At 65.3% G+C, this 24,081-nt stretch carries 16 protein-coding genes; 10 read left to right on the top strand and 6 right to left on the bottom strand.

Annotated features, from left to right (window positions below; all coding sequences use genetic code 11):
• Window positions 1-210: 210 nt before the first annotated feature.
• Together ACFDR9_RS11660 and ACFDR9_RS11655 are read left to right on the top strand one after the other, a co-directional pair.
• A complete protein-coding gene (locus ACFDR9_RS11660) occupies window positions 211-1,569 on the top strand; it encodes an alpha/beta hydrolase (RefSeq protein ID WP_409031099.1) in 1,359 nt (452 codons plus the stop codon).
• 67 nt (window positions 1,570-1,636) lie between these two features.
• Window positions 1,637-2,059 carry a Fur family transcriptional regulator gene (locus ACFDR9_RS11655; RefSeq protein ID WP_026132599.1) on the top strand — a complete coding sequence of 141 codons (423 nt, stop codon included), beginning with the start codon at window positions 1,637-1,639 and terminating at the stop codon, window positions 2,057-2,059.
• A 186-nt stretch (window positions 2,060-2,245) separates the two neighbouring features.
• Here ACFDR9_RS11655 and ACFDR9_RS11650 read toward each other — a convergent pair whose 3' ends face one another.
• Both ACFDR9_RS11650 and zigA read right to left on the bottom strand, forming a co-directional pair.
• Complete coding sequence (locus tag ACFDR9_RS11650; RefSeq protein ID WP_409031098.1) at window positions 2,246-3,229, bottom strand: CobW family GTP-binding protein; 984 nt, start codon at window positions 3,227-3,229, stop codon at window positions 2,246-2,248.
• Window positions 3,230-3,243: 14 nt separating this feature from the next.
• A complete protein-coding gene (gene zigA / locus ACFDR9_RS11645) occupies window positions 3,244-4,476 on the bottom strand; it encodes a zinc metallochaperone GTPase ZigA (RefSeq protein ID WP_409031097.1) in 1,233 nt (410 codons plus the stop codon).
• Window positions 4,477-4,851: 375 nt separating this feature from the next.
• Between zigA and ACFDR9_RS11640 the strand changes: the two genes are divergently transcribed.
• Together ACFDR9_RS11640 and ACFDR9_RS11635 are read left to right on the top strand one after the other, a co-directional pair.
• The gene (locus ACFDR9_RS11640; RefSeq protein WP_409031096.1) at window positions 4,852-5,250 is read left to right on the top strand and encodes an Hpt domain-containing protein; all 399 of its coding nucleotides are present in this window, start codon (window positions 4,852-4,854) and stop codon (window positions 5,248-5,250) included.
• Between the two features lie 269 nt (window positions 5,251-5,519).
• A complete protein-coding gene (locus tag ACFDR9_RS11635) occupies window positions 5,520-8,123 on the top strand; it encodes an EAL domain-containing protein (RefSeq protein WP_409031095.1) in 2,604 nt (867 codons plus the stop codon).
• Window positions 8,124-8,178: 55 nt separating this feature from the next.
• On the opposite strand, the gene ACFDR9_RS11630 is transcribed toward ACFDR9_RS11635, so the two are convergent.
• Both ACFDR9_RS11630 and ACFDR9_RS11625 read right to left on the bottom strand, forming a co-directional pair.
• A complete protein-coding gene (locus tag ACFDR9_RS11630) occupies window positions 8,179-8,913 on the bottom strand; it encodes an SCO family protein (RefSeq protein WP_157406472.1) in 735 nt (244 codons plus the stop codon).
• On the bottom strand, window positions 8,900-10,216 hold the full coding sequence (locus tag ACFDR9_RS11625; RefSeq protein WP_026132598.1) for a selenium-binding protein SBP56-related protein: 1,317 nt from the start codon (window positions 10,214-10,216) through the stop codon (window positions 8,900-8,902). Before ACFDR9_RS11625 ends, ACFDR9_RS11630 begins: the two co-directional genes overlap by 14 nt.
• A gap of 423 nt (window positions 10,217-10,639) precedes the next feature.
• Between ACFDR9_RS11625 and ACFDR9_RS11620 the strand changes: the two genes are divergently transcribed.
• The 3 genes from ACFDR9_RS11620 (at window position 10,640) to ACFDR9_RS11610 (ending at window position 15,246) form a co-directional block, all read left to right on the top strand.
• Entirely contained in the window at window positions 10,640-12,604 is a 1,965-nt protein-coding gene (locus tag ACFDR9_RS11620) for a serine protein kinase (protein WP_017875504.1), read from the top strand.
• Between the two features lie 75 nt (window positions 12,605-12,679).
• Window positions 12,680-13,855, top strand: coding sequence for a DUF444 family protein (locus ACFDR9_RS11615; protein WP_017875503.1), 1,176 nt, complete (start codon window positions 12,680-12,682; stop codon window positions 13,853-13,855).
• Window positions 13,852-15,246 (top strand): SpoVR family protein, encoded by a 1,395-nt coding sequence (locus ACFDR9_RS11610; RefSeq protein WP_409031094.1) that lies wholly within the window; start codon window positions 13,852-13,854, stop codon window positions 15,244-15,246. The genes ACFDR9_RS11615 and ACFDR9_RS11610 overlap by 4 nt, the downstream gene beginning before the upstream one ends.
• 202 nt (window positions 15,247-15,448) lie before the next feature.
• On the opposite strand, the gene ACFDR9_RS11605 is transcribed toward ACFDR9_RS11610, so the two are convergent.
• Window positions 15,449-16,537: an SDR family oxidoreductase gene (locus ACFDR9_RS11605; RefSeq protein ID WP_409031093.1), complete on the bottom strand. Its 1,089-nt coding sequence runs from the start codon at window positions 16,535-16,537 to the stop codon at window positions 15,449-15,451.
• Entirely contained in the window at window positions 16,537-17,817 is a 1,281-nt protein-coding gene (locus ACFDR9_RS11600; RefSeq protein ID WP_409031092.1) for a nucleotide sugar dehydrogenase, read from the bottom strand. The genes ACFDR9_RS11605 and ACFDR9_RS11600 overlap by 1 nt, the downstream gene beginning before the upstream one ends.
• Before the next feature lie 248 nt (window positions 17,818-18,065).
• Here ACFDR9_RS11600 and prsT point away from each other — a divergent pair, with 248 nt between their 5' ends.
• The 3 genes from prsT to ACFDR9_RS11585 are packed head-to-tail and all read left to right on the top strand — an operon-like array spanning window position 18,066 to window position 24,057.
• A complete protein-coding gene (gene prsT / locus ACFDR9_RS11595; protein ID WP_409031091.1) occupies window positions 18,066-20,819 on the top strand; it encodes an XrtA/PEP-CTERM system TPR-repeat protein PrsT in 2,754 nt (917 codons plus the stop codon).
• Window positions 20,820-20,869: 50 nt separating this feature from the next.
• Window positions 20,870-23,296, top strand: a complete 2,427-nt coding sequence (locus ACFDR9_RS11590) for a hypothetical protein (RefSeq protein WP_409031090.1) — start codon at window positions 20,870-20,872, stop codon at window positions 23,294-23,296.
• Window positions 23,293-24,057, top strand: a complete 765-nt coding sequence (locus ACFDR9_RS11585) for a serine protease (RefSeq protein ID WP_409031089.1) — start codon at window positions 23,293-23,295, stop codon at window positions 24,055-24,057. Before ACFDR9_RS11590 ends, ACFDR9_RS11585 begins: the two co-directional genes overlap by 4 nt.
• Window positions 24,058-24,081: the final 24 nt, after the last annotated feature.

Genomic DNA, 24,081 nt, shown 5'->3' with positions numbered 1-24,081 from the left:
ATTGCAACAAAACCGCCATGTTTCGAAGGCATTACCGACCCGGTCTGGAACGCGGCGCCGGGCGAAACCGGTAACGTGCTATCGTCAAGTAAGCCGCCCAGCGAACCGGTTCGCGTCGCCGTCCCCGAGCACGTCAGCGGCGGCGTGGTCATTCCCGTTCCGCACAGCGCGGCCACAACAATGTTGAAAGCGAGTTGAAAGCGCGTAGCGATGGATCTAGTCACCTCCGCCATCATTGCGGCCATTGAAAATGGCAGCCGCGCGTTTGTCCGCGAGGTCGTCGCGCTCAGCTACACTCGTCTGAAAACCGTTATCAGCAGAAAAGTCGCCGATCCGGAACCGATCCTCGAAGCGATCGCCAGCCTCGAGCTCGATCCGAGCTCGGTGTCGCGCCAGTTCGCCTTGCGCGACACGCTCAACGGCGCCAACGTCAGCAACGACATCGACGTGCTGATGGCGGCGCAAACCCTGCTCTACCAGATCAAGCCGCCGCCGATGGTGCCGGTGACGCCGGCCGCGCCGCCGCCGGCACCTGCGCCGCCATTGACGCAAGCGCCCGCCGGCGACGACGGCGCGGCGCCGGCGCCGAACTACGCGGTCGTCAAGGTGTTCTTTGCCACCGACCGCAACCTAACCAGCAGCGTGCTGCCGGCGCAGAAATTCGGCGCGCTGCGCTCCGAGCTGAGCTATGGCAGTTGCGAAATCGGCCTCCCGCGCGACCAGCGCATGGGCGAACTGGAGGCGCCCACGCTATGGCGCCTGGAATGGCGCGAGAACCCGGATCGGCATGTCGTGCTGCTCGACGCCAAAGCGCAGGACAAGGACCTCTTCCTGGCCGCGCTGTCGGCGCGGATCCAGCGCTCCGGCAAGAAAAGCGCCTTCCTGTTCGTGCACGGCTACAACGTCACCTTCGAAGACGCGGCGCGGCGCACCGGACAGATGTGTTACGACCTCGCCTTCGACGGCGCGCCGGTCTTCTACAGCTGGCCCTCGCAGGGCGAGCCGTCCGGCTACCTCGTCGACGAGGCCAACATCGAATGGTCGCAAAGCAACCTGACGCTGTTCCTGCTCGACTTTCTCGACAAGAGCGACGCCCAGCACGTCTACGTGATCGGCCACAACATGGGCAACCGCGCGCTGACCCACGCCGTTGCCGCCGCCCTGGCCCAGCAGCCGGTAATGGCGCAACGCATCACCGAAATCATCCTGACCGCGCCCGACATCGACGCCGGGGTGTTCAAACGCGACATCGCGCCGGCGCTGGCGGGCGCGCGCAACCCGGTCACGCTGTACGCCTCGTCCGAGGACATGGCGCTGTCGGCGTCGAAGGCGATGCACGGCTACCCGCGCGCCGGCGACAGCGGCGCCGGCTTGCTCGTCGTCGAGCGGGTCGAAACCATCGACGCCACCGGCGTCGACACCGGCATGCTGGAGCACACATATTTCGCCGAAAAGCGCTCGGCCCTGTCCGACATCTTCGATCTGATCAAAAACGACGCCCGGCCCGACCAGCGCTTTCTCGAACCAGTGGAGGTGGCCGCCGGGCGCTACTGGAGCTTCAAGAAGTAGCCTGCCGGGCAAGCTGCACCGTGATAAAATGCGGCAAATGAGTTGCGTTAACTCTGGCCGAAACTCTATGTCGACATCCCCTACCCTGCCCGCCGAAACACTGATCCGCAACACCCGCGCCCGCGTCACCACATCGCGGGTGAAAGTGCTCGACTTCCTGCTGGGGCAAACCGCATCGCTGACCCACCACGATATCCAGCAACGCCTGGCCGAGGACAGCGGCATCGACTCCGTCACCCTGTACCGCGTGCTGGACTGGCTGACCGAAAACCAGCTGGTGCACCGCATCGGCGGCGCCGACCAAGTCTGGCGCTTCAGCGCTGGCGCCGGCCACCAGTCGCACGAGCACGCGCATTTCCAGTGCACCAAATGCGCCACCCTGACCTGTTTCACCGAGGTAAAACTGCCGGCCGCGTTGGCGCTACCGGAAGGCTTCCACAGCCAGGAAGTGGACTACCTGATCAAAGGCCTGTGCCCGCGCTGCAAGTGAGCCACCGCCGGCGATTGTCGTGGGTCGGGTGAACCCACCGGGCGTAAGCCGACAACGTTGGCTCGGAGCCAGCCCGTATTCGCCCCGGCCAACGTTGCCGGATTACGCAGTCGCTGCGGACACCGATAAGCCGCGGGCGCTAAAAACCAAGCCAAGGCAAAGAGCCGGGGCTTAGTGGCCTTGGCGTCAACCGGCGCGGTGCACGCAACGGTCCAAGCCGTTTTGCAGCATCGTCCTCGGCAAATCCTTGCCGATAAACACCATACGCGTCTCGCGGTACTCGCGCTCGCCCCAGTTGGCGCCCAGTTCGCAGCCCATCAACATGTGGACGCCCTGGAATACCGCGCGGCAAGGCGCCCCGGCGATGTGCAGGATACCCTTGTAGCGCATCATCTGCGCACCGAACACTTGCACGATCGCGTCGAGAAATTCCTCGATCAGGCGCAGATCCATCGGCTCGGCGTTGCGGTAGACGAAGGAGCCGACGCCGTCGCCGTGGCGAGGCACGGCGTCGGCCAGGAACTCGGGTTCCAGTTCGAGCACTTGGTTCAAGTTGAAACCGCGGATATCGATGATCTCCTTGATCGGCACGTTGCCGAAACTTACCTTCTGTATCCTGGCGCGGCAATTGATCGTCGCCAGACGGCTGCGCAGCGCGGCCAGTTCCACCTTGTCGACCAGATCCGTCTTCGACAGCAAGATGCGGTCGGCGAACCCGACCTGCTCCTGGGCCTCGGTGTGCCGGTCCAATTGTTGCCCCCCGTGGCGGGCGTCCACCACGGTCAATACCGCGTCCAGTAAATAATGCCGGGCCACATACTCGTCGACAAAAAACGTTTGCGCCACCGGTCCGGGCGCTGCCAGGCCGGTGGTTTCAATGATTAAATGGTCGAACACCACGGCGCCGGCTGCGCGCTTGGCCGCCAATTCGCCGAGGATGCGCGCCAGGTCACCGCGCACGCTACAGCAGATGCAACCGTTGTTCATTTCAACGATTTGCTCCGCGCCCTGCTCCAGCAGCACGGCCTGGTCGACGCCCTCGGCGGCGAATTCGTTCTCGATCACGGCGATGCGGTAACCATGGTCGCCCTGCAAAATCCGCTTCAATAAGGTGGTTTTCCCGCTGCCGAGAAAACCGGTGATGATAGTGACGGGTACCAGTTCGCTCATGCGCGCTCCGATTGTTAATTGACAAGCTCGCGCTCGTCGCTGCGTTGCCATTGCGGGAATGGATCGGGCAAGCGGCGCCAGGCCTTGATGCCCTTGCGCGTTTCGACAATGCTCAACTGGCATTCGCGCAAGCCATCCTCGATCGCCGCGCGGTCCAGGTCGCGGCCGATAAACACGATTTCCTGATACCGGTCGCCATACGGCTCGCGCCAACTGGCGCGCAACTCCGCCAGCGATTCGGCGTCCTTGGGCCAGCGCTTTTCCGGCACGGCCGCCCACCACATGCCGACCGGCTCGATATTCATCAGCTTGCCGGCGCCGGACAGGCTGGCCACCCAGTCGGGTCTGCTGGCCAGCCAGAAATAGCCCTTGCTGCGCACCAGGCCGGGGATCGGCGTCATCAGGAAGTCGTGCAGGCGCTGGGCGTGGAAGGGTTCGGTGGCGCGAAACACAAAGCTGTCGATGCCGTAGGCCGCCGTTTCCGGCACATGGTTGCCGGCCAGCTCCTGGGCCCAGCCCGGCATCGCCGCCGCCCGCTCCAGGTCGAACAGGCCGGTATTCAAGATGGCGTCCAGCGGCACGTTCGCGTTTTGCGTCTCGACTATACGCGCCAGCGGGTTGAGCGCCTTGACCACGCCGAGCACGCGGCGCAGTTCGGCGGCGTCGACCAGGTCGGTCTTGTTGACCACGATGACGTTGGCAAACTCGATCTGATCGGTGAGCAAATTGGCCAATTGGCGCTCGTCCTCCTCGCCGGCGGTCTCGCCGCGCTCGGCCAGTGTATCCTCGCTGCCGAAATCGGCCAGCAGATTGGCGGCGTCGACCACGGTTACCATCGTATCGATGCGGGCGACGTCGTTCAGGCTGTCGCCGTGCTCGTCCTCGAAGTCGAAGGTGGCCGCCACCGGCATCGGTTCGCCGACGCCGGTCGACTCGATCAACAGGTAGTCGAAACGCTGTTCGGCCGCCAGGCGCCGCACCTCCAGCAGCAGATCGTCGCGCAAGGTGCAGCAAATGCAGCCATTCGACATTTCCACCAGCCGCTCCTCGGTGCGCGAAAGCGCGGCGCCGGCGGCGTGGGCGCTGTCGCGCACCAGCGCAGCGTCGATATTCACCTCGCTCATATCGTTGACGATGACGGCAACCCGCTTGCCCTCGCGGTTGCGCAAGACGTGGTTGAGCAAGGTGGTCTTCCCTGCGCCGAGAAAACCGGACAGTACGGTGACAGGCAATTTGGTGTGGAGCATGGTGGAGTCCCATAAAAAACGGAGGCGGAATGCCAATGCAATATAGTTGCATTTGTTGAATTATAATGCAAATGGCTTGCATTTGCCGGATTTCAACGTGGTAAACATGCAGGCCTGCGGCGTAAGCTCGTTGCCGAATGTTCGGCGCCCGGCACAGCCAATGAGAGTGTGCTAAAGAGTTGCCGTATAAAGCGGTATGATGTGCATGATGGCTTGCCGCATGGCCATCTCTAGTGGCGCCCCGCCTGTCGCGGTATCGCCCAGCTCCCTTGCTATCGGCATAGTGCGCACGCAATGGGCGGCGAGAGTAGACCGGCGCGGCGGGTCCGGCTTCCGCGCCGGTCAATGGAGATTTAACGTATACAAGGAGTTGCAATGTCCGTTACGCAAGCCAGTCAGGAAGAGGCGACGATTTTTACGGTCGATACCCTGGTCAAGTACATGGGCGGCGACCAGAAGGCGCTGGCGGTGGTGACGAAGATCGTCCGCGACGCTGTGGCCGGCGCCGCCGAGCCGATGGCGCTGGCCACCGCGGCGGTGCGCGAGGGCCGCTACGAGCAGGCCGCGCGCTATTTCCACGGCTTGCGTGGCTCCATCGGCACCTTGGGCACCAAGCGCTTCGTCAACGCTGCGCTGGCGCTGGAGGTGGCGATGCTGGAACAACGCGGCGACCAGTTGCCGCTGTTGCTGCTCGGCGTAGAGCGGGAATACGCGCTTGCGATGGAGCAAGCCCATGCCTGGCTGGCCGCAAACCCGGTTCAAGCGGCTGGCTAGGCCGGCGGTCGATCAGGCGGCGGCCATCCAGTTATTACTTTTTGCAACAATGCTTTGCGGAGACGCAAACTTATTGAGTATTCCTACACGCCCTGATACTATTTTTGTGCGAGTTGGCGCAAGCTGGCGAATCCGGCACGTTCCCGGCCATGCGGCGTGTAGAAGTTGGTTTTAATAAGGGAAAAGTTTATGCCGAGCGCCGCTTGTCCCGACCAGCACCCACATGCCCACGGCTTGCCGGGCCTTTGGCCGTTCGTCGGTAGGGCGATATGACCTTCCCCGACGCAGCGCCCGCCAGCATCCTCATCGTCGACGACGAAGCGGTCAATTGCCTGCTGCTCGAAGCGCAGCTACAGGCCGAGTCGTATCGCACCAGCTGCGTCTCCAGCGGCGCGGCGGCGCTGGCGGCGGTCGCACTGGCCCCGCCGGACCTGATCCTGCTCGACGTGATGATGCCGGGCATGGACGGTTACCAGGTCGCCAACGCACTCAAGGCCAACCCGGCCACGCGGCACATTCCCATCATCATCGTCACCGCGCTGATCGACCACGGCTCGCGCCTTGCCGGGCTGGACGCCGGCGTCGAGGAGGTCTTGTGCAAGCCGATCGACCGCACGGAGCTGTGCCTGCGGGTGCGCAACTTGTTGCGCCTGAAGGCCTTGAGCGACTTCCAGCAAAACCACAGCGCGATCCTCGAGCGCGAGGTGCGCACCCGCACCGCCGACCTGCAAACCTTTCGCACCGCCATGGACGCCACCACCGACGCCATCATGCTGGTGCGGCGCGGCACGATGCTGTTTATTGAAGTCAACGCGACCGCCTGCAATATGCTCGACTATTCCCGCGCGGAATTGCTGCAGATGGGGCCGGCACAACTGCGCGGCGTGGCGCCGCAGGAGATGAGCCGCCTGTATGACACCGTCATCGCCGGCGACAGCGTCAACGACCTGGTGGAAACGTCTATGCGCCGCAAGAACGGCACGCTGGTCCAGGTCGAGGTGCGCCACCACGCCCAACTGGTCGACGACGACTGGATTATTGTCTGCGTGGTGCGCGACATTGGCGCGCGCAAAGAGGCGGAACAGCGCCTGCACCGCCTGGCCCACTACGACATCCTGACCGGCTTGCCCAACCGCATGCTGTTCTATGCGACGCTCAAGCGCACCCTGGGCCAGGTGGCGGGCAGCGGCGCCGAGGTGGCGGTGTTGTTGATCGACCTAGACCATTTTAAGAACGTCAACGAAACGCTGGGCCACGCCGCCGGCGACGAGTTGCTCGGCCAGTTCAGCACCCGCCTGGCCGAATGCGTGCGGCTGTGCGACAGCGTCGGGCGCCTGGGCGGCGACGAGTTCGGCGTGATCCTGACCTTGCGCGAAGACCGCCAGGGCGCTTCCCAGTTGGCCGGCGAGATCCGCGACATGCTGCGGCAACCCTTTATGCTCAACGGGCAGGAGGTGGCGTTGAGCGCCAGCGTCGGCATCGCCCTCAGTCCGGACGACAGCAATTCGCCGGAAACGCTGATGAAATACGCCGACACCGCCATGGCGCGGGCGAAGCTGGCCGGGCGCGACACCTACCGGTTTTTCACCACCCAGATGAACCGCGAGGTGCTGGAGCGCAACGACCTGGAGCAGGCTCTGCGCAAAGCCATCGACAACCAGGAATTCGTGCTGTTCTACCAGCCCAAGGTGCAACTCGACAGCGGCCGCACCTCCGGCGTCGAAGCCCTGCTGCGCTGGCAACGACCCGGCCACGGCCTGGTGTCGCCGCTGGCCTTCATTCCGGCGCTGGAAGAAACCGGCCTGATCGCGCGGGTCGGCAGCTGGGTCATCGCCGAGGCCTGCCGGCAGATCGGCCTGTGGCTGCGCTCGGCGGTCGGACCGATGCAAATTTCCGTCAACGTCTCCGGGCGCCAGTTCTGCGAAGGCGACCTGGAGGACGACGTGCTGCGCGCCTTGACCGACCACGGCGTGCCGGCCGACCTGCTCGAGCTGGAGCTGACGGAAAGCACCATGATGGAGAACACCGAGCGCACCATCGCCACGTTGCAAAACCTGAAACGGCGCGGGGTGCAGCTCTCCATCGATGATTTCGGCACCGGTTACTCCAGTCTGGCGTATCTGCGCCGCTTCCCCATCGACAAGCTGAAGATCGATATCGCCTTCATCCGCGACGTTACCACCAACCCCGACGACGCCGCCATTACGCTGGCTATTATCGGCATGGCGCACAGCCTGAAGCTGGGCGTGATCGCCGAGGGCGTCGAGACGGAGGCGCAACTGGCCTACCTGCGGCGCCATCGCTGCGACCAGATCCAGGGATACTATTTCAGCCCGCCGCTGCCGGTGGCGCAACTCGAGGCGCTGTTGTCCAAAGATACGCTGCTGGCCACGGCGCGGACCGAGCCACTGTGGCCGCGCCGCACCATCCTGCTGGTCGACGACGAGAGCCACGTGCTGACCGCGCTGCGGCGGCTGCTGCGCCAGGACGGCTACGAGATCCTGGCGGCGAACTCGGCCGCCGAGGGCTTCGAACTGCTGGCCTTGCACCCGGTGCAAGTGATCCTGTGCGACCAGCGCATGCCGAATATGAACGGCACGGTGTTCCTCGACCGGGTCAAGGAGATGTATCCTGACACTTTCCGAATCATTCTTTCCGGCTACGCCGACCTCGAATCGATCAAGGAAGCCATCAACTGCGGCGCCATCTACCGCTTCTACACCAAGCCGTGGGACAACAAGGACTTGCGCGAAAACATACGTGAGGCCTTCCGCCATTACTGGCTGTTGCACGGTTTGCCACCCTGCGCCTCTGGCGGCGGCGAACCGGAGGCGACCGGCAATGGCGGCGCCGATGCGGCCGCGTCGAGCTAGGCTACCGCGGATCGCTTGACGTTGACGTTGACGTTGAAGGTGCCGCCTGTAACCATTACTGTTTTGTTTGCCAGCGGCGCGCCGCCGCCAAGCGCTTCCGTCCGGCGCGATCCTGCTCCATGAGTAGAGTTTCGATGTCGTTGAACATCACATCGGGCTGCAAGAACGCGGTCGAGTAGATTTCACGCACCTCGCCGCGGGCGTCCAGCAAGAACACCTTCAGCATGTGGCTGAACAGGCGCCCCGGCCGGCCCCGGCTGTCGAGCTGCACTTGCACGCTCTGGCCGAGGCCGTCGACCAGTGGTTTCAAATGCTGCACCGACTGCGTCGTCAGGAAGTGCCACTGCAAGGTATTGCCGACGTCGGCCAGGCGCCCGGCGTAACGCCGCATGGCCTCGGGGGTGTCGTTGACAGGATCAAAAGAGAGACTGACGAAGCGCACGCGCCGCGCCAACGCCGGTTGCGCCAGCAGGCGCTGGCGCAAATCGTGCATGATGGCGTAGGCGAGCGGGCAACCGAGCGGGTCGCTGCAATACGTGTAGATAAAGCTGAGTAAGGTCACGCGCCCCTTGCTGAAGCGCGCGAAATCGGCGGCGCCGCCGGCGCTGTCGAGCACCCGGCCGTTGGGTGCCGGCTGTATCGACTGCAGCGCATAACTGCCGGCGGCCGGGGCGGTGAACAGTTGCGGCGGCGAACTTGCCGGCGCCGCCCCGGCCGCCGCGGCCACCCAGCAGCACAACAGGCCGGCGCAGCGTTTCCACAGCACCGGCACGGCCTTAGCGCGCCGCAACCATATTCGGCACCCCGCCACGGTTGGCTTCCGCGTTAAGCTTCATATGGTGCGGCCGGCCAAGTTTTTCTTTGTAGAAGTCAATTTTCCACTGTTCCTTGAGTTCATTACCGTCCCAGTTATACAGCTTTACAAACTGGTCGTCGTTGCCCAAATCCCAGTTGGCGAGCAGGCTGGTCGAAATGTAGACGCGTTTGCCGTCCCAGCTTTGGCTGACCATGTTGACGTGCTTGCCCGTGATCTTTTCATAAATCTGCACAGGCGCGCGCGGATTGCTCAAGTCAAACAAGCGGGTTTTGCCGTCCATAAAGGTATTGACCCACAGACGCTTGCCGTCAGCGGCGATGGATATATCGACCGGCAACGGAATCTGCGCCGGATCGCCAATGTTGCCCACGTCCGCGGCTTGCCAGGCCCCGGCGGCGTCCTGGTTCACCAACCACAGCTTGGAAGTCAGCGCGGTGGCGGTGATGGCCCAATTCTCCCCTTCGCGCAACGACCAGCGCACTTCCAGCGGCGCGCCGGGAACCTCCAGCACTCTTCTCGGCGTCATGGCCTTCAAATCCCACAACACCATCGTGTTGCCGAACTGCTTCATCGCGGCGGCATCCTTGATCAGTTTCCCCAGATCGGCCATGTAGTTCGTCAGCCCGGTAAAACTGGAACTCAGCAGCGCGTTCTTCTGTGGATTGACCGCCAAGTCGTAGCCGTAGCCGTCGCCGGTGCCGGCCGCGGACTTGCCCACCGGCATCGGATAGCGCGCCACGTAATCGCCCTTGTTGTTGTAGACCGCCATGCCCGTCACGCCGCCATGATCCTTGCCGGACAAGAAGCCCAATAGCATGCGCCCCGGCAAGGCATAAAAGGTGTGCGGCCCGACGAAACCGGTTTTTTGTGCCACATCCGCGATGGTGTTGACCAGCCGCGGCCTGGACGGGTCGGTTCCGATGTCAAACACGAAGATCTTGCTGTCCTCCAGGCGCCCGGCCCATAAATATTTCCTGTCGTCGGTAAAGCCCATGTGATGCGCCTCGCCGCGGCCGCCGACCGCCACCGAGGCGATTACCTTGCCGTATTTCCTCGAACGCGGATTGACGTCGATCGTCACCAGTTTGTCGGCGCCGTCGCCCATGCCCGCCACACCCAGGGTCCAGACATGCATATAGTCTTCCTGGCCCTTGATCAGATTCGTCATATAGGGCGAATTGCAGGTCTCGTCGGCGCGCGCCGCCGGCGGTGACAGCAAGGAGGCGATGTACAAACACATGGCGAGTCGGCGCGGTCTGGATATAGTTGTCTTCATGGCTTCCCTTTTAGTATAGGCAAGCCCGGCTTGCCAGGTCGGCAGCCGGGTCGATGATGCAATCCGCTCGATAGTAGACATACAACAGGTACAGCCGAATATACCCCATTTTTCACGCTTGAGCCGAACAGGGCGGCCCACCCGGCCACTGTGCAGCTTCCTTGGACGGTCGCATTGACGTGGATCGAACCAGCCTGCTCGGGCTGGCCGGGACCTACCGTTTCAGCGCGGAAAATACGTTCCCGGCGCTGCGGTCGAGGCCGCAAAAAATGCCGGACTCAGCACAAAATGAGCCCCCTGGCAAGGCTGGTTCCGCCCGTCTCATTGACGGACATCATGCGCTAGGCGGCATCGAGCGCCATATACTTTAAGCACACCGGGAGACCGGCCACCTTGATACGCTAATTGATGTCGGGAGCAAATGTGACGATTAACCGAGATGAAATTCCAGGCGCCGAAGTCGATCCGCGCGTACACTTTCTGGACCGCCTGGTTGCATTCACGCAGGAACACCGGGTCGGCCACTGGTCCGGCAGCTTCTCGCAATTCATCGAGCAGGTGCTGCCGGCTGCGCCGTGCCAATTGGCGCGCAGTTCGCACCAATACATCTGGGACATGATCCGCTGGAGCGGCTACGAGGATGATGACGGGCATTTCCGTTGCCGCCTGTTCGCCGACGAACTGTTCGGCGTGGAGGACGCGATCGACCGCGTCGCCGCCTACTTCAAGGCGGCCGCGGCCGGTTCCGAGGTCGGACGGCGTCTGCTGTTGCTGCTCGGTCCGCCGTCCGGCGGCAAGTCGACGCTGGTGATCCTGCTCAAGCGCGGCCTGGAGGAATACAGTTACACCGAGGACGGCGCGCTGTACGGCATCGCCGGCTGCCCGGTGCATGAATCGCCGCTGCACCTGGTGCCGCACACGATGCGCGCCGGCTTTCGCGACACCTACGGCGTCGAAATCATCGGCGAGGTCTGTCCGCACTGCCGCGCCCGCCTGGAACAACAGTACAGCGGCGACTTCCTGCAAATGCCGGTCGAACGCATTTACATTTCCGAGGCCGGCCGCAGCGGCATCGGCACCTACGCGCCGCACGACCCGACCACGGCCGACCTCGCCGACCTGGTCGGCTCGGTCGACCTGTCCAAGGTCGCCGAATACGGCGACGAGGGCGACCCGCGCGCCTGGTCCTGGTCCGGCGCGGTATACGCGGCCAGCCGCGGCATGCTGGAAATGATCGAGATCCTCAAGGTCAAGCGCGAGTTCCTGTATCTGCTGCTGACCCTGACGCAGGAAAAGAACGTCAAGGTCTCGCGCTTTCCGTTGATTTTCCTGGACGAAACGATACTGGCGCACACCAATCTGGCCGAGTTCCGAAAGTTCCTTCAGGAAAGCGAGAACGAGGCCTTGCTGGACCGCATGGTCATCGTGCAAGTGCCGTACACCCTCAACTACCGGGAAGAGGCGCGCATTTATCACAAGCTGATCTTGTCGGCGGCGCCGGCCTTCCGCGACGTCCACCTCGACCCGCACGTGCTGCACGCGGCGGCCGTGTTCGCCATCCTCAGCCGCATGCAGGAAGGCGAGGAAAAAGAGGCGGAACTCGTTAAAAAAGTCAGGATCTATGCTAATGAGGAGGTCGATGGTGTCAACCGGGCCGAGGCCCGGCGGGTCAAGGACAAGGACAAGGCGCCCGACGAGGGCTTGGCCGGCGTTTCGCCGCGCTTCGTCATCAACGCGCTGTCGAACGCCATCATCGCATCGAACCAGAGGAGCTTGAGCACGATGGACGTGTTGCTCGCGTTGAAGGACGGCATTGAAAGCGATGCCCGCATCGAACCCAAACGCAAGCGCAAATGGGTCGACTATCTGGTGCTCACGCGCAAGGACTTCTACAACCGCTGGGTCAAGGAAGACGTCCATAAGGCCTTGTTCGTGTCCTTCGAGCAGGAAGCACAAGATTTACTGAACAAGTATCTGGACGAGGTGGAGGCCATGCTCGACAACCGCCAAATCAAGGACCCGATCACCAGCGAGGAAAGGCGGCCCGACGAGCGTTTTCTACGCGCCGTGGAGGAAAAAATACACATTTCCGACTCCGGCAAGCAGTCGTTCCGGCAAGAGGTGGTGCGCAAGGCGATGGGGGCCTATAAACGGGGCGAAAAATTCGGGCTGGGCAGCCACATCCAGCTCAACGACGCGGTGCAGCAGTATTTGTTCGAGCAAAGGCGCGACGTGCTGCGGCTGGTCAGTTCGGCCAAGCGCCCCGACGAGGAGGTCAAGGCCAAGATTTCGGCCGTCGAGCAACGGCTGGTCGATGAATACGGCTACGACAGCCACAGCGCCCGCGAGGCGCTCAACTACGTCACCACTTTGTTGGCGCAGGAATGATCACGGGGACCTTGAAAAAAGACGCGGCGAGCGCAGTAGCTTTTTCGACGTTCCCAACAGATGAAGAGGCGCACAGTGAGCCAGACCGGAGGTAGCACGCAACACACATGGTACGACCTGTTTTCCCGCGGCGCGCGCGACTGGCTGCGGCACAACCAGAAGGTGCGCGAGGCGGTGCAGGCGCACCTGCCGGACCTGATCGCCGGCCCCGACCTGATTACGGGGCCGCAGGACCGCACCGTGCAGGTGCCGGTGCGCCTGCTAGAGCACGCCCGTTTCCGCCTGGCCGACACGCGCAGCGCGAGCGGCGCCGGCCAGGGCGAGGGCCAGCCCGGCGACGTGCTGCGCCCGGCCCAGGCGCACCCGGGCAGCGAACCGGGCCAGGACGAGGACGGCGGCGGCAATCAGGACGGCGAAGTGCGGCTGCTGCTGGAGTTTTCGATCGACGACATCATGGACTGGTTGTGGGACGAACTCAAGCTGCCGCTGCTCAAGCCGAAGCACAACACCGTCATCGACGAGCACGAACTGGTGCGCGAGGGCTGGGACAAGCGCGGCGCGCGCTCGCGTCTGGACCGGCGCCGCACCGTCAAGGAAGCCATCAAACGGCGGGCGATGCAGGACAATCCGGTCGCCTTTACCAACGAGGACCTGCGCTTCCGCCAATTGGTGATGCGACCCAAACCTAGCTCGAACGCGGTGGTGTTCTTCGTCGTCGACGTCTCGGCCAGCATGACGCAAGCCGAGCGCAAGCTCGCCAAGTCCTTCTTTTTCTTTGCCTTGCAAGGCATCCGGCGCAGCTACGCGAAGGTCGAGACCCGCTTCATCGCGCACACCACGCGGGCGTGGGAGTTTTCCGAGAACGAGTTTTTCCAGGTCACGGGCATCGGCGGCACCATCGCCTCAAGCGCCTTCCGCCTGACCCGCGAGTTAATGCGCGGAAAATACGACGGCGGCCAGTACAACGCTTATATGTTCTACGCGTCCGACGGCGAAAACTTCACCGAGGACCGCGCCGCCGCCGGCGCCGCGCTGGCCGAACTGGCCGGGGTGCTCAATTACACCGGCTACGTCGAAACGGTGCCGGGCATGCCGCGCTCGCTGGAAACGGAAATGCGGCGCCTGTGCAACGAACTGAGCCACCGCGGCTTGCCAATCTATAGCAGCGTGCTGGCCAACAGCGACGACGTCTGGCGCGCCATCCGCAAGTTTTTCGTGCACCAAATTGAACCGGAGGACGGCAAGCCATGACACACGACCCTGGCAAACTGGCCGAGTACGGCGCCCGCATCGAAGCGCTGGCCCTGGAACTGGGCCTGGATTTCTATCCTGTCGACTTTGAAATGGTGCCCACCAGCTTCATGACCGAGATCGCCGTCTACGGCCTGCCCGTCAGGATGCGGCACTGGTCGTTCGGCGTGCGCTACATCCACCAACTGGTGCACCAGCAGATGGGCAACTCGCGCATCTTCGAGGTCATGTTCCCCGGCGACCCCTGCCACGCCTACATGGTCGACAGTAACTCGCTGGCCGAGAACACCCTCGTCACCGCGCACGTGCTGGGCCACGCCGACTTTGCCAAGAACAACCAGTTGTTCAACCGCTTCATGGCGATGGCCGGCGGCCAGATCCTGGAACAGAGCGCGGCCAGGGCGCACCGCATTGAAATGGCCCTGTCGCGCCACGGCCAGGAACGCGTCGAGGCGGTGCTGGACGCGGCGCTGGCGCTCGAACCGCACATCGACGTCAACGCCGCGCTGCACCGCACGCCCTATCCGAGCGTCGCGCAAGCCAAGCCGGAGGTGCTGCCGGGACCGTTCCGCCAGCGCTACCAAAACCTGCCGGGTGAAAAAACGGCGGGCGCGCCGCCCGCGCTAACGCAACGTCCGGCCATCCCGCCGCAGCCGGAATACGACTTGCTGTGGTTCATTTCACAGTACGCGCCCGAACTCGACGACTGGGAGCGCGATATCTTCCTGGCCGTGCGCGAGGAAGCCTTCTACTTCTATCCGGTCTACGCCTGCCAGATCATGAACGAGGGCTGGGCCTCGTACTGGCACGCGCGGCTGCTGCGCGAAGCGGATTTTTTGCCGCACGATCTCTATCTGTCGGCGATCAAGTCGCATTCGGACGTGGTGCGCCCGTATGCCGGCGAGCGCCAATTGGCGCTGTCGGTCAACCCCTACCACCTCGGATTTTCACTTTGGGAACGCATCATTGAGCGCGACGGCGTGGCGGCGGCGCGGAAAATCTGCCGCGAGGAGGACGACTTCGGCTTTATCCGCAACTACCTGGACGAGGAAATGGTCGAACAACTCGACCTGTTCGTCTACGAAAGCCGCAAGGACGGCGAAACGCGCATCGTCAACCGCGACATCCATGCGATCCGCGAAGCGATACTGGGTGGGAAATACAACTACGGCGCGCCCTGCATCGCCGCCACCCAGTTGCAGGACGACGGCAGCCTGGTGCTGCGGCACGACCACCAGCGCGACGGCCGCGGGCTTGAATTAAGCCAGGCCGAGCGGGTTATGGAATACGTCGGCAAGGTATGGCGCCGCCCGGTGACCTTGCACACGGTCGACTTCCGCGGGCTGTCGCGCACCGTCACACACAAGGGCCGGCCCGAGAATTTCGTTTGAGCCCCCCCTTGCAGGATAGCCCGAAGGGTCGGCGGCCTTATGTGAGGTGAAACAAAACGGTGAACTAGGCAGTGACCAGGCCAAACGGACGTCGCCTTCGCCCCGCTGCAAGCTCACTTCGGATAAGCGGGTTTTCCCATTAAAACGGTTGTGTACAACTATGCATAGCCGTTCCATTGCACCTCAAACCCCGATATTGCCGCTACGAGCGAACCGGCGATACCGAACCGGGTCCCGCCGCGAGGCGCCCGACATACCAGTCCATCGCCTCGTGCAAACCGCGCTCGAGGTCGTGCGTCGGCGAAAACCCCAGCAGGCGCACCGCTTTCGCAATGTCCGCCTGGGAATGGCGCACGTCGCCGGCGCGAAACTCGGCATGGTCCGCGGCGTGTTCTTGCAGGTGCGGAAAGCGCCCGAGCAACAGCGCGCGCATCATCTGGTACAAGTCGTTGAGGCTGGTGCGGGCGTTCAGCGCGACGTTGTAGACCTGGTTGACGGCGGCCGGGTCCCTGCTCAGCGCGGCCAGCAGGTTCGCCTGCACGGCGTTGGCGACGTAGCAGAAGTCCCGGCTGGTTTCGCCGTCGCCGTTGATGACGACGCGGCCGTCGCCGATCAGCGCGGCGGCCCACTGCGGGATCACGGCGGCGTAGGCGCCCTGCGGGTCCTGGCGCGGTCCGAACACGTTAAAGTAGCGCAAACCGATCGCCTCCAGATTGTAGCAGCGCGCAAACACGTCGGCGTACAGCTCGTTGGCGTACTTGGTCAGCGCGTACGGCGACAACGGCTTGCCGATGCGCCCTTCGACCTTTGGCAGCCCGGCGTGGTCGCCGTAGGTGGCGCTCGAGGCGGCGTAGACGAAGCGCTTGACGCCGGCGTCGCGCGCCGCCGCCAGCATCGCCACAAAGCCACTGACGTTGATGTCGTGGCACAGCAGCGGCTCGGCGATCGAGCGCGACACCGAGCCGAGCGCGGCCTGGTGCAGCACGTAATCGACGCCCTGGCAAGCCTGCAGGCAACTGCCCTGGCTGCGGATGTCGGCTTCGATGAAGCGGAACTGGCTCCAGGCGTCTTCGCCGACCGCCTCGCGCACCTGCTCCAGGTTGTGCCGGTAGCCGGTGAGGAAATTGTCCAGGCCGGTGACCCGCTGCCCCAGCCCAAGCAGGTGCTCGAGCAGGTTCGAGCCGATGAAGCCCGCCACGCCGGTGATCAGCCAGTGGTAGGAGCGCTGTTGCAAATGGGCGCGGACGACCTGGTAGGGGGTGCGCGCGTCCGCGCTCAGTTCGGCGCCCATTACAGCCTCCACACGTTCAGGCCGGAGCCGCGCAGCGCCTGAAAATCGAAGTGCGACTTGACGTCGATGAAGCAGCCGCTGGCGCTGACCTTGGCAAGGTAGTCGCCGAGCGGGCGCGCCGTCAACTGGCGGTGCGACACCGCGCTGATCAGCGACTCGGCGCGCGGCAGCTGGTCCCAGCTCTCAAGCGTGATGCCGTACTCCTCCAGCGCTTCGCGCGGGTCGGCCACCGGATCGTGCACATGCACGTGCAAGCCGTACGATTGCAATTCATGGATCATGTCGACCACCTTCGAGTTGCGCAGGTCCGGACAGTTTTCCTTGAACGTCAGGCCCAGCACGTTGACGCACGAGCCCTTCAGCTTGAAGCCGGCGCGCACCATTTCCTTGACGGTTTTTTCGGCGACGAACTTGGCCATGCCGTCGTTGATGCGGCGCCCTGCCAGGATCACCTGCGGGTGGTAGCCGAGCATTTCCGCCTTGTGGGTCAGGTAATACGGATCGACGCCGATACAGTGGCCGCCGACCAGGCCGGGCCGGAACGGCATGAAGTTCCATTTGGTGCCGGCCGCCTCGAGCACGTCGAGCGTGTCGATGCCGATACGGTCGAAAATCAACGCCAGTTCGTTCATCAGCGCGATGTTCAGGTCGCGCTGGGTGTTTTCAATCACCTTCGCCGCCTCGGCGACGCGGATGCTGGCGGCGCGGTGTACGCCGGCTTCGACCACGCCCTCGTACAGTGCGGCAACCTTCTCCAGCGTCGCGGCGTCGTCGCCCGAGACCACCTTGGGAATGCTCGCCAGCGTGTGCTCCTTGTCGCCGGGGTTGATGCGCTCGGGCGAAAAACCGACGTGGAAATCCTCCTTCCAGCGCATGCCGGAAAACTTCTCCATGATCGGAATGCAGATTTCCTCGGTGGCGCCGGGGTACACGGTCGATTCGAACACCACGATGACGCCGCGCTTCATATGGCGCCCCACCGTTTCGCTGGCGCCCGTCAGCGCCGAGAAGTCGGGCTGGTGGGCGCTGTCGACCGGCGTCGGCACGGCGACGATGATAATATCGGCCTGCATCAGCGCGGCCGGGTCGCAGCCGACGCTAAGGCCGGTGGCGGCGCGCATCTGCTCGTCGCTCAACTCGCCGGTCGGGTCGACGCCGCGGCGATAACTCGCCACTTTGCGTTCCGACAAGTCGAATCCGATGGTGCGCTGGCGCGTTCCGAAAGCAACGGCGAGCGACAAGCCGACATAACCGAGTCCCACCACAGCAAGCACATCCATAGTATCCACCCAACGGTCGTTAAATCGGAACGGCGCCGACGCCGATGACGCGGCGCGGCGGGAAGGACGGCAGGGTCCGTCCGAGCCGATTTTACGGGGCGCTCAACAGGCTTTATTGAGAAACAACAAGGCGGCGACGAATGCGCACGCAAAGCGCCACTCGTTGAGCGCAATCAACGAGCGCAGGGCGCATTGTTCCTACCCTTGCGAGTACCGCGTCACGGCGGCCCACCGACTTGGAGAGCATCATGGCCCGTACCACCCCTGCCCTGGCGACGCTGCCGCGCCGCGCCGCCCTGTGCGCCGCGCTGATGCTCGCCGGCTTGACCGCCTGCCAGCGCGCGCCTGGCGCCGACGGCTTCATCGCCGAGGCCCGGCAGTACCGCCAGAACGGCCAGTTGAAGGCCGCCGTCATCCAGCTCAAGAACGCACTGCAGGCGCGGCCGAACGACACGGCGGCGCGCCAGTTGCTCGGCGAGGTCTACATCGAGGCCGGCGACCCGCTCTCGGCCGAAAAGGAATTGCGGCGCGCGCTGGCGCTGGGCGCGACGCCCGTGCAGATCATGCCGGCGCTGGGCAAGGCCATGCTGATGATGGGCCAGAACGAGAAGGTGCTGGCCGAGATCCGCCTCGACGCCGGCGCGCCCGAGCAGCCCGAGGTAATCGCGCTGCGCGCCAACGCCTACCTGGCCGGCGGCGACGTCGAACAGGCTCGCCTGTTGTTCGGTTTGTTACTAAGACAGCATGCCGAGCGCCCGGACGCGTTGCTGGGACTGGCCCGGATCGCCCAGGCCGCCGGCGAACTCGACAAGGCCGCCGCGCTGGTCGGGCGGGCGCTGGCGAAGCAAGCCGCCGACCTCGACGCGCTGCGCCTGAACGGCGACTTGCTGCGCCTGCAAGGCAAGACCGAGGCCGCGCTGGCGGCCTACCGGCACATTCTGAGCTTGCGGCCCGACAACACCTTCGCCCATGTCGACATCGCCAACCTGCATATCCAGTCCGGCAAATTCGTCGAGGCCAAGCAGGAAATCGAGGCTGCCCGCAAGAGTGCGCCGGGCAGCTTGATCGTGTTGCACGCGCAGACCCTGCTCGATTTCCGCGAAGGCAAAAACCAGGCCGCGCTCGAGGGGTTGCAGCAGGTGCTGCGCGCCGCGCCCGAGCACATGCCCAGCGTGCTGCTGATGGGCGCGGTGCAAATGGCGCTGGGCTCGGCCCAGCAAGCCGAGCAGCATCTGCGGCGCTTCCTCGAGGCCAACCCGAACCACTTGTACGCGTCCAAATTGCTCGCCACCATCGCCGTGCGCACCGGCAAGCAGGACCGCGCCGTCGACATACTCGAGCCGCTGTTGCCGGTCCATGGCAGCGACACCGAGCTGCTGGCCCTGCTCGGCGAGGCGCACATGCGCGCGCGCCGCTTCGCCCAGGCCGCCGTGTATTTCGAGAAGGCCAGCGCGCTGGGCGTCAGCCGGCTGGGGCTGGGCGAGAACGGGCGCGCTATCGCCGAGCTGGAGCGCGCCGCCGCGCTCGACGGCAAGCAATCGCAGGCCGGCGTCATGCTGGTGATGACCTTGTTGCGCGACAAGGAGTACGACAAGGCGCTGGCGGCGGCCGAGGCCATGGTGCAGCAACAGGGCGCCAACCCGCTGGTGCACAACCTGAAGGGCGGCGTCTACCTGGCCAAGCGCGACCTGGCGGCGGCGCGGGTCGCCTTCGAGCAAGCGCTGCGCGCCGATCCGGCCTATCCGCCGGCAATGGAAAACCTGGCGCAGCTCGACCTGGCCGATAACAAGCCGGACGCGGCGCGCCTGCGTTTCGAGGCGGCGCTGGCCAAGGACCCGGGCAGCCCGGCGCTGATGGCGGCGCTGTCGAAGCTGGCGCTGGCGCGCCAGCAGCCGGCCGAGGCGCTGCGCTGGCTGGAGCGCTCGCACAAGGACAATCCCGACGCGCTACAACCGGCCATGCAACTGAGTAATCTCTACCTGCGCAACGGCGACACCAAGAAAGCCCTGACGCTGGTGCGCGCGTTGCAAACCGGCCATCCCGACAACCCCGACATCCTGGCGCTGCGCGCGCAGGTCGAATACAGCGGCGGCGACCAGGCGGCGGCGCTGGATAGCTATGCCAGGCTGGCGCGTTTGCAACCTGGCTCGGCGGAGCTGCAACTGCGCGTCGCGACGCTGCAGATGGCCCTCAACGACCAGCCCGCCGCACTGCTGTCGGTGCGCCGCGCGCTCAGCCTGCAACCCGGCATGCTCGAGGCCGAAGTCACCGAAGCGGCGCTGCTGCTGGACAAGGGCAGCCACGCCGAGGCGCTCCAGCTGGCGCGCGGCGTGCAACAGCGCCGCCCGACGCTGGCGGCCGGCTTCAAGCTCGAAGGCGACGTGCTCATGGCGCAACAGCAGCCCCAGGCCGCGCTGAAGCTGTATGAGCGCGCCTACGGCATGGACAAGATCGGCCCGCTGCTGGTCCAGATCCACCGCGCGCTGCTGCTTGCCGACAAGCCCGAGCAGGCCCAGGCCCGCATCGACACTTGGCTGCGCGACAACCCGGCCGACCTGTCGACCCGGCTCTACCTGGCCGGGGCCCGGCTGGCGCGCAAAGACTACAAAGGCGCCATCGTTCAGTACGAAAAAATGCTGCGGCTGGACCCGAAGAACATCGTCGCGCTGAACGACCTGGCCTGGGCCTACCAGCAAGACAAGGACAAACGCGCGCTGGCCACCGCCGAACTGGCTTACCAGCAGCAAGCCAGCAACCCGGCCGTGCTCGACACGCTGGGCTGGATATTAATCGAACAGGGCAGCGCCGCGCGCGCGCTGCCGCTGCTGCAAAAAGCCAGCGCCCTGGCGCCCAAGGCGCCCGACATCGGTTACCACCTCGGCGTGGCCTTGATGAAATCCGGCGACAAAAAGGCCGCGCGCAGCCAACTCGAGCAAATATTGGCGGCAAACAAAGACTTCCCGGGCCGCGCCGACGCCCAGGCGCTGCTGGCGCAGCTGTAGGCGGGCCGCCGCCCCCCTCCCTTCAAGCCCCCAGCCACCGCTGCGCCGCCGTGACCAGTCCAGCCGCCATCGCCAGCAAATCGCTCGCGCTGGCGTGCGCCGCGGCCTTTTGCTACGCACTCCGCTTCTATCCGTTCGAACGGACCTGGCTGGCGCCGATTTTGCTACTCTACCTGGCGCTGCTGTGCTGGCGCCAACATTGGTGGTTGGGCGCGCTGCCGGCGCTGTTGCCGGCGCTCGACCTGGCGCCGTGGACCGGTTGGATTTACTTTGAGGAAATCGACCTGCTGCTGTTGCTGACGGCCGCTTTCGGTTACTGGCGCCTCGCCGACACGCCGCCGCAAGCCCGCCTGCCCGGCTTCGCCGCCATCTGTATCGGCGCCGTCACGCTGGCCCACCTGATCGGCGCCGCCAAAGGCATGCTGCCGCTGCCCGCGCTGGACGGCAACGCCTTCACCAGTTACCTGAGCCCGTACAACGGTTTGCGCGCCGGCAAGGCCTGGTTCTGGGCCGTGCTGCTGCTGCCGCTGCTGCTGCGCGCGGCCGGCCCCAACCTGGCCCATCTGCGCAGCCACCTCCTGCCCGGCATGCTGGCCGGCCTGGCCGCAGTGGCCGGCGCCGCCCTGTGGGAGCGCGCGCTCTTCCCCGGCCTGCTGAATTTTTCCAGCGACTACCGCACCAGCGCGCCCTTCTCAGGCATGCACACCGGTGGCGCCGCGCTCGACGGCTACCTTGCGCTGAGCCTGCCGTTTGTCGCCGGCTGGCTGCTGACGCCCCAGCCGCGGCCGAAAACCGCGGCCGCGCTGGCCCTGCTGGCACTGGGCGCCTACGCCGGCCTGACCACCTTTTCGCGCGGCCTGTTCGCCGGACTGTCCTGCTCGGCCTTGCTGCTGGCGCTGTTCCCTCTGGCGCGGCCGTTGCGCCGCCGCGTGCTCGACTGGCGCCGCGGCGCGCTCGGCGCCGCGCTGGCCCTGCTGTGCGCACTTGCGCTGGCGCGCATGTTCGCCGGCGCCGGCTACCGCGGCCTGGCCGCCGCCTTCGCCGTGCTGGCGGCGGCCATGCTACTGGCCACGCTGCCGCTGCCGCGCCGGCTGCTGCCGGCCGCCTTCGTCTGCGCCAGCGCCGCCGCGCCGCTGCTGGCCGGCCTGCTGGGCGCAGCCGCCCTGCCCGCCGGCGGCCTGTTCAGTCCGCCCTACCTGATGTTCCTGTTGTCGGCGCTGGTCTTCGGCGCCGCCTACCTGCGCCTGCGTCCGCGCCGCGGCGTCGCGCTGGCGCCGCCGGCCGGCGCCGCCAGCGCCGCGCTGATCGGCTTCACCTGCCTCGGTTACAGCGCGCTGTGGGTCGGCTGGCACTGGGCCGGCGCCGCCGCGCTGGCGCCGGGCGCGCTGGTGGCCGCGCTGGCGCTGCTGCTCATCGTGGTCAACACCAGCGTGCGCCGGCCGCTGTGGCGCGCCGACCGCGCCGGCGTCACCGCCGGCATCGCCGCCGCCGTGCTGCTATTGCTGGCGATACCGGTGGGCGCCAGCTACTACGCCGGCGAGCGCTTCGCCACCAGCGCCGGCGACCTGCGCCACCGGTTGCGCCACTGGAACGGGGTGCTGGCGATGATGGACGACGGCATCCCAACCCAACTGTTCGGCATGGGCCTGGGCCGCTTCCCGCTCACCTACTTCTGGCGCAACCCCCAGCGCGAATTGCCGGCCACCGCCAACTACGTCGACGAAACCGGCAACCGCTACGTCCGCCTGGCCGCGCCGCAGTATCCACTCGGCTACGGCGAGGTGCTGCGCCTGCTGCAGCGGGTTGCCTTGCAACCGCACACCCGCTACCGGCTGGCGCTCGACGTACGGCGCGCCGGGGCCATGCCGCAGCTGCGCGTGGCCGTCTGCGAACGCCAGTTGCTGTACCCGCAAAATTGCGTCGCGGCGCCGCTGCGGCTGCGTCCGGGCGACGCCGACTGGCACCACTACCAGGTGGCGTTCGACTCCGCCGCGCTGGGCCACGCCGGCTGGTCCCGCGGTGCGCCCTTGCAAATCGAGATCGCCGCCGACGGGCCGCACGGCGCCCTCGATATCGACAACCTGAGCCTGCGCGACGAGGCCGGCCACGCCGAACTGATCAACAACGGCTCGTTTACCGACGCCAACAACTACTGGTTCTTCAGCAGCGACCGCCACCACCTGCCCTGGCACGTCAAGAACTTCGCGCTGAACCTGTACTTCGAGCTCGGTTGGCTGGGCTTGCTGTCCATGCTGTCGCTGCTGGCCTGCGCGCTGGCTCGGCTGGCGCCGCAGGCCTGGCGCGGCGGCGCGCAAGCGGCCTACCACCTGGCGGCGCTGGCCGGTTTCCTGGTGGTCGGCGTATTCGACAGCCTGCTCGACGTGCCGCGCGTGAGTCTGCTGTTTTTCCTGGTGCTGTTTTGCGCCATCGCGCTGCCGGCCGGCAGCGCGCCATTGAAAAAGGGAGCCGCACCGTGAAATTCGTCCACACTTTGTCCTGCCTGGCGCTGGCCCTGGCCAACGCCGCCGCCCAACCGGCGGCGGAACCATTGACGCGGGTGATAGAAAGCATCAAGCCGTCGATCGTCGGCATCGGCAGCTTCCAAAAGACCCGCAGCCCGGCGCTGGTGTTCATCGGCACCGGCTTCGTGGTCGGCGACGGCTTGACGGTACTGACCTCGGCCCATGTCATCCAAAAAATGCTCGACAGCGAAAAGAAGGAGGCGCTCGGCATCCTGGTCGGCCGCGGCGAGACGGCGCAGTTCCGCGCCGCCAGCGTCGACATCGTCGACCGCGACCACGACCTGGCGCAGTTGCGCTTCACCGGGGCCGCGCTGCCGGCGCTGCAACTGGGCGACTCCAGCGAGGTGCGCGAAGGCCGCGCGATGGCCTTCACCGGTTTCCCACTCGGCATGATCCTCGGCTTGCACCACGTCACGCACCGCGCCACCGTGTCTTCGATCACGCCGGTCATCATGCCGTCCCTGAGCGCCGCCAAGCTCGACGCCAAGCAAGTGGAGCGGCTGCAACGGCCGCTGTACTCGGTGTTCCAGCTCGACGGCACCGCCTATCCCGGCAGCAGCGGCAGCCCGCTCTACGATCCACAGACCGGGCTGGTGTACGGCGTCATCAACATGGTCTACGTCAAGGGACTCAAGGAGGCGGCCATTACGGCGCCCAGCGGCATCACCTACGCGATCCCGGGCAATTTCATTCGCGACCTGGCCCGCCCCAAGTGAGCCCCAGGCGCGCGCCGGCGGCCC

This window comes from Janthinobacterium sp. CG_23.3 (genome assembly GCF_046115965.1).
In the GTDB taxonomy this organism is placed as follows: Bacteria; Pseudomonadota; Gammaproteobacteria; order Burkholderiales; family Burkholderiaceae_D; genus Janthinobacterium.
The sequence above is the reverse complement of the archived record's forward strand: the minus strand, read 5'-3'. Positions and strand labels throughout refer to the sequence as shown.

Excerpts from the sequence above, each read along its gene's own strand:
- ACFDR9_RS11660 (WP_409031099.1), top strand. The coding sequence starts at position 211 with ATGGATCTAGTCACCTCCGCCATCATTGCGGCCATTGAAAATGGCAGC.
- ACFDR9_RS11655 (WP_026132599.1), top strand. The coding sequence starts at position 1,637 with ATGTCGACATCCCCTACCCTGCCCGCCGAAACACTGATCCGCAACACC.
- ACFDR9_RS11650 (WP_409031098.1), bottom strand. The coding sequence starts at position 3,229 with ATGAGCGAACTGGTACCCGTCACTATCATCACCGGTTTTCTCGGCAGC.
- zigA (WP_409031097.1), bottom strand. The coding sequence starts at position 4,476 with ATGCTCCACACCAAATTGCCTGTCACCGTACTGTCCGGTTTTCTCGGC.
- ACFDR9_RS11640 (WP_409031096.1), top strand. The coding sequence starts at position 4,852 with ATGTCCGTTACGCAAGCCAGTCAGGAAGAGGCGACGATTTTTACGGTC.
- ACFDR9_RS11635 (WP_409031095.1), top strand. The coding sequence starts at position 5,520 with ATGACCTTCCCCGACGCAGCGCCCGCCAGCATCCTCATCGTCGACGAC.
- ACFDR9_RS11625 (WP_026132598.1), bottom strand. The coding sequence starts at position 10,216 with ATGAAGACAACTATATCCAGACCGCGCCGACTCGCCATGTGTTTGTAC.
- ACFDR9_RS11610 (WP_409031094.1), top strand. The coding sequence starts at position 13,852 with ATGACACACGACCCTGGCAAACTGGCCGAGTACGGCGCCCGCATCGAA.
- ACFDR9_RS11605 (WP_409031093.1), bottom strand. The coding sequence starts at position 16,537 with ATGGGCGCCGAACTGAGCGCGGACGCGCGCACCCCCTACCAGGTCGTC.
- ACFDR9_RS11600 (WP_409031092.1), bottom strand. The coding sequence starts at position 17,817 with ATGGATGTGCTTGCTGTGGTGGGACTCGGTTATGTCGGCTTGTCGCTC.
- prsT (WP_409031091.1), top strand. The coding sequence starts at position 18,066 with ATGGCCCGTACCACCCCTGCCCTGGCGACGCTGCCGCGCCGCGCCGCC.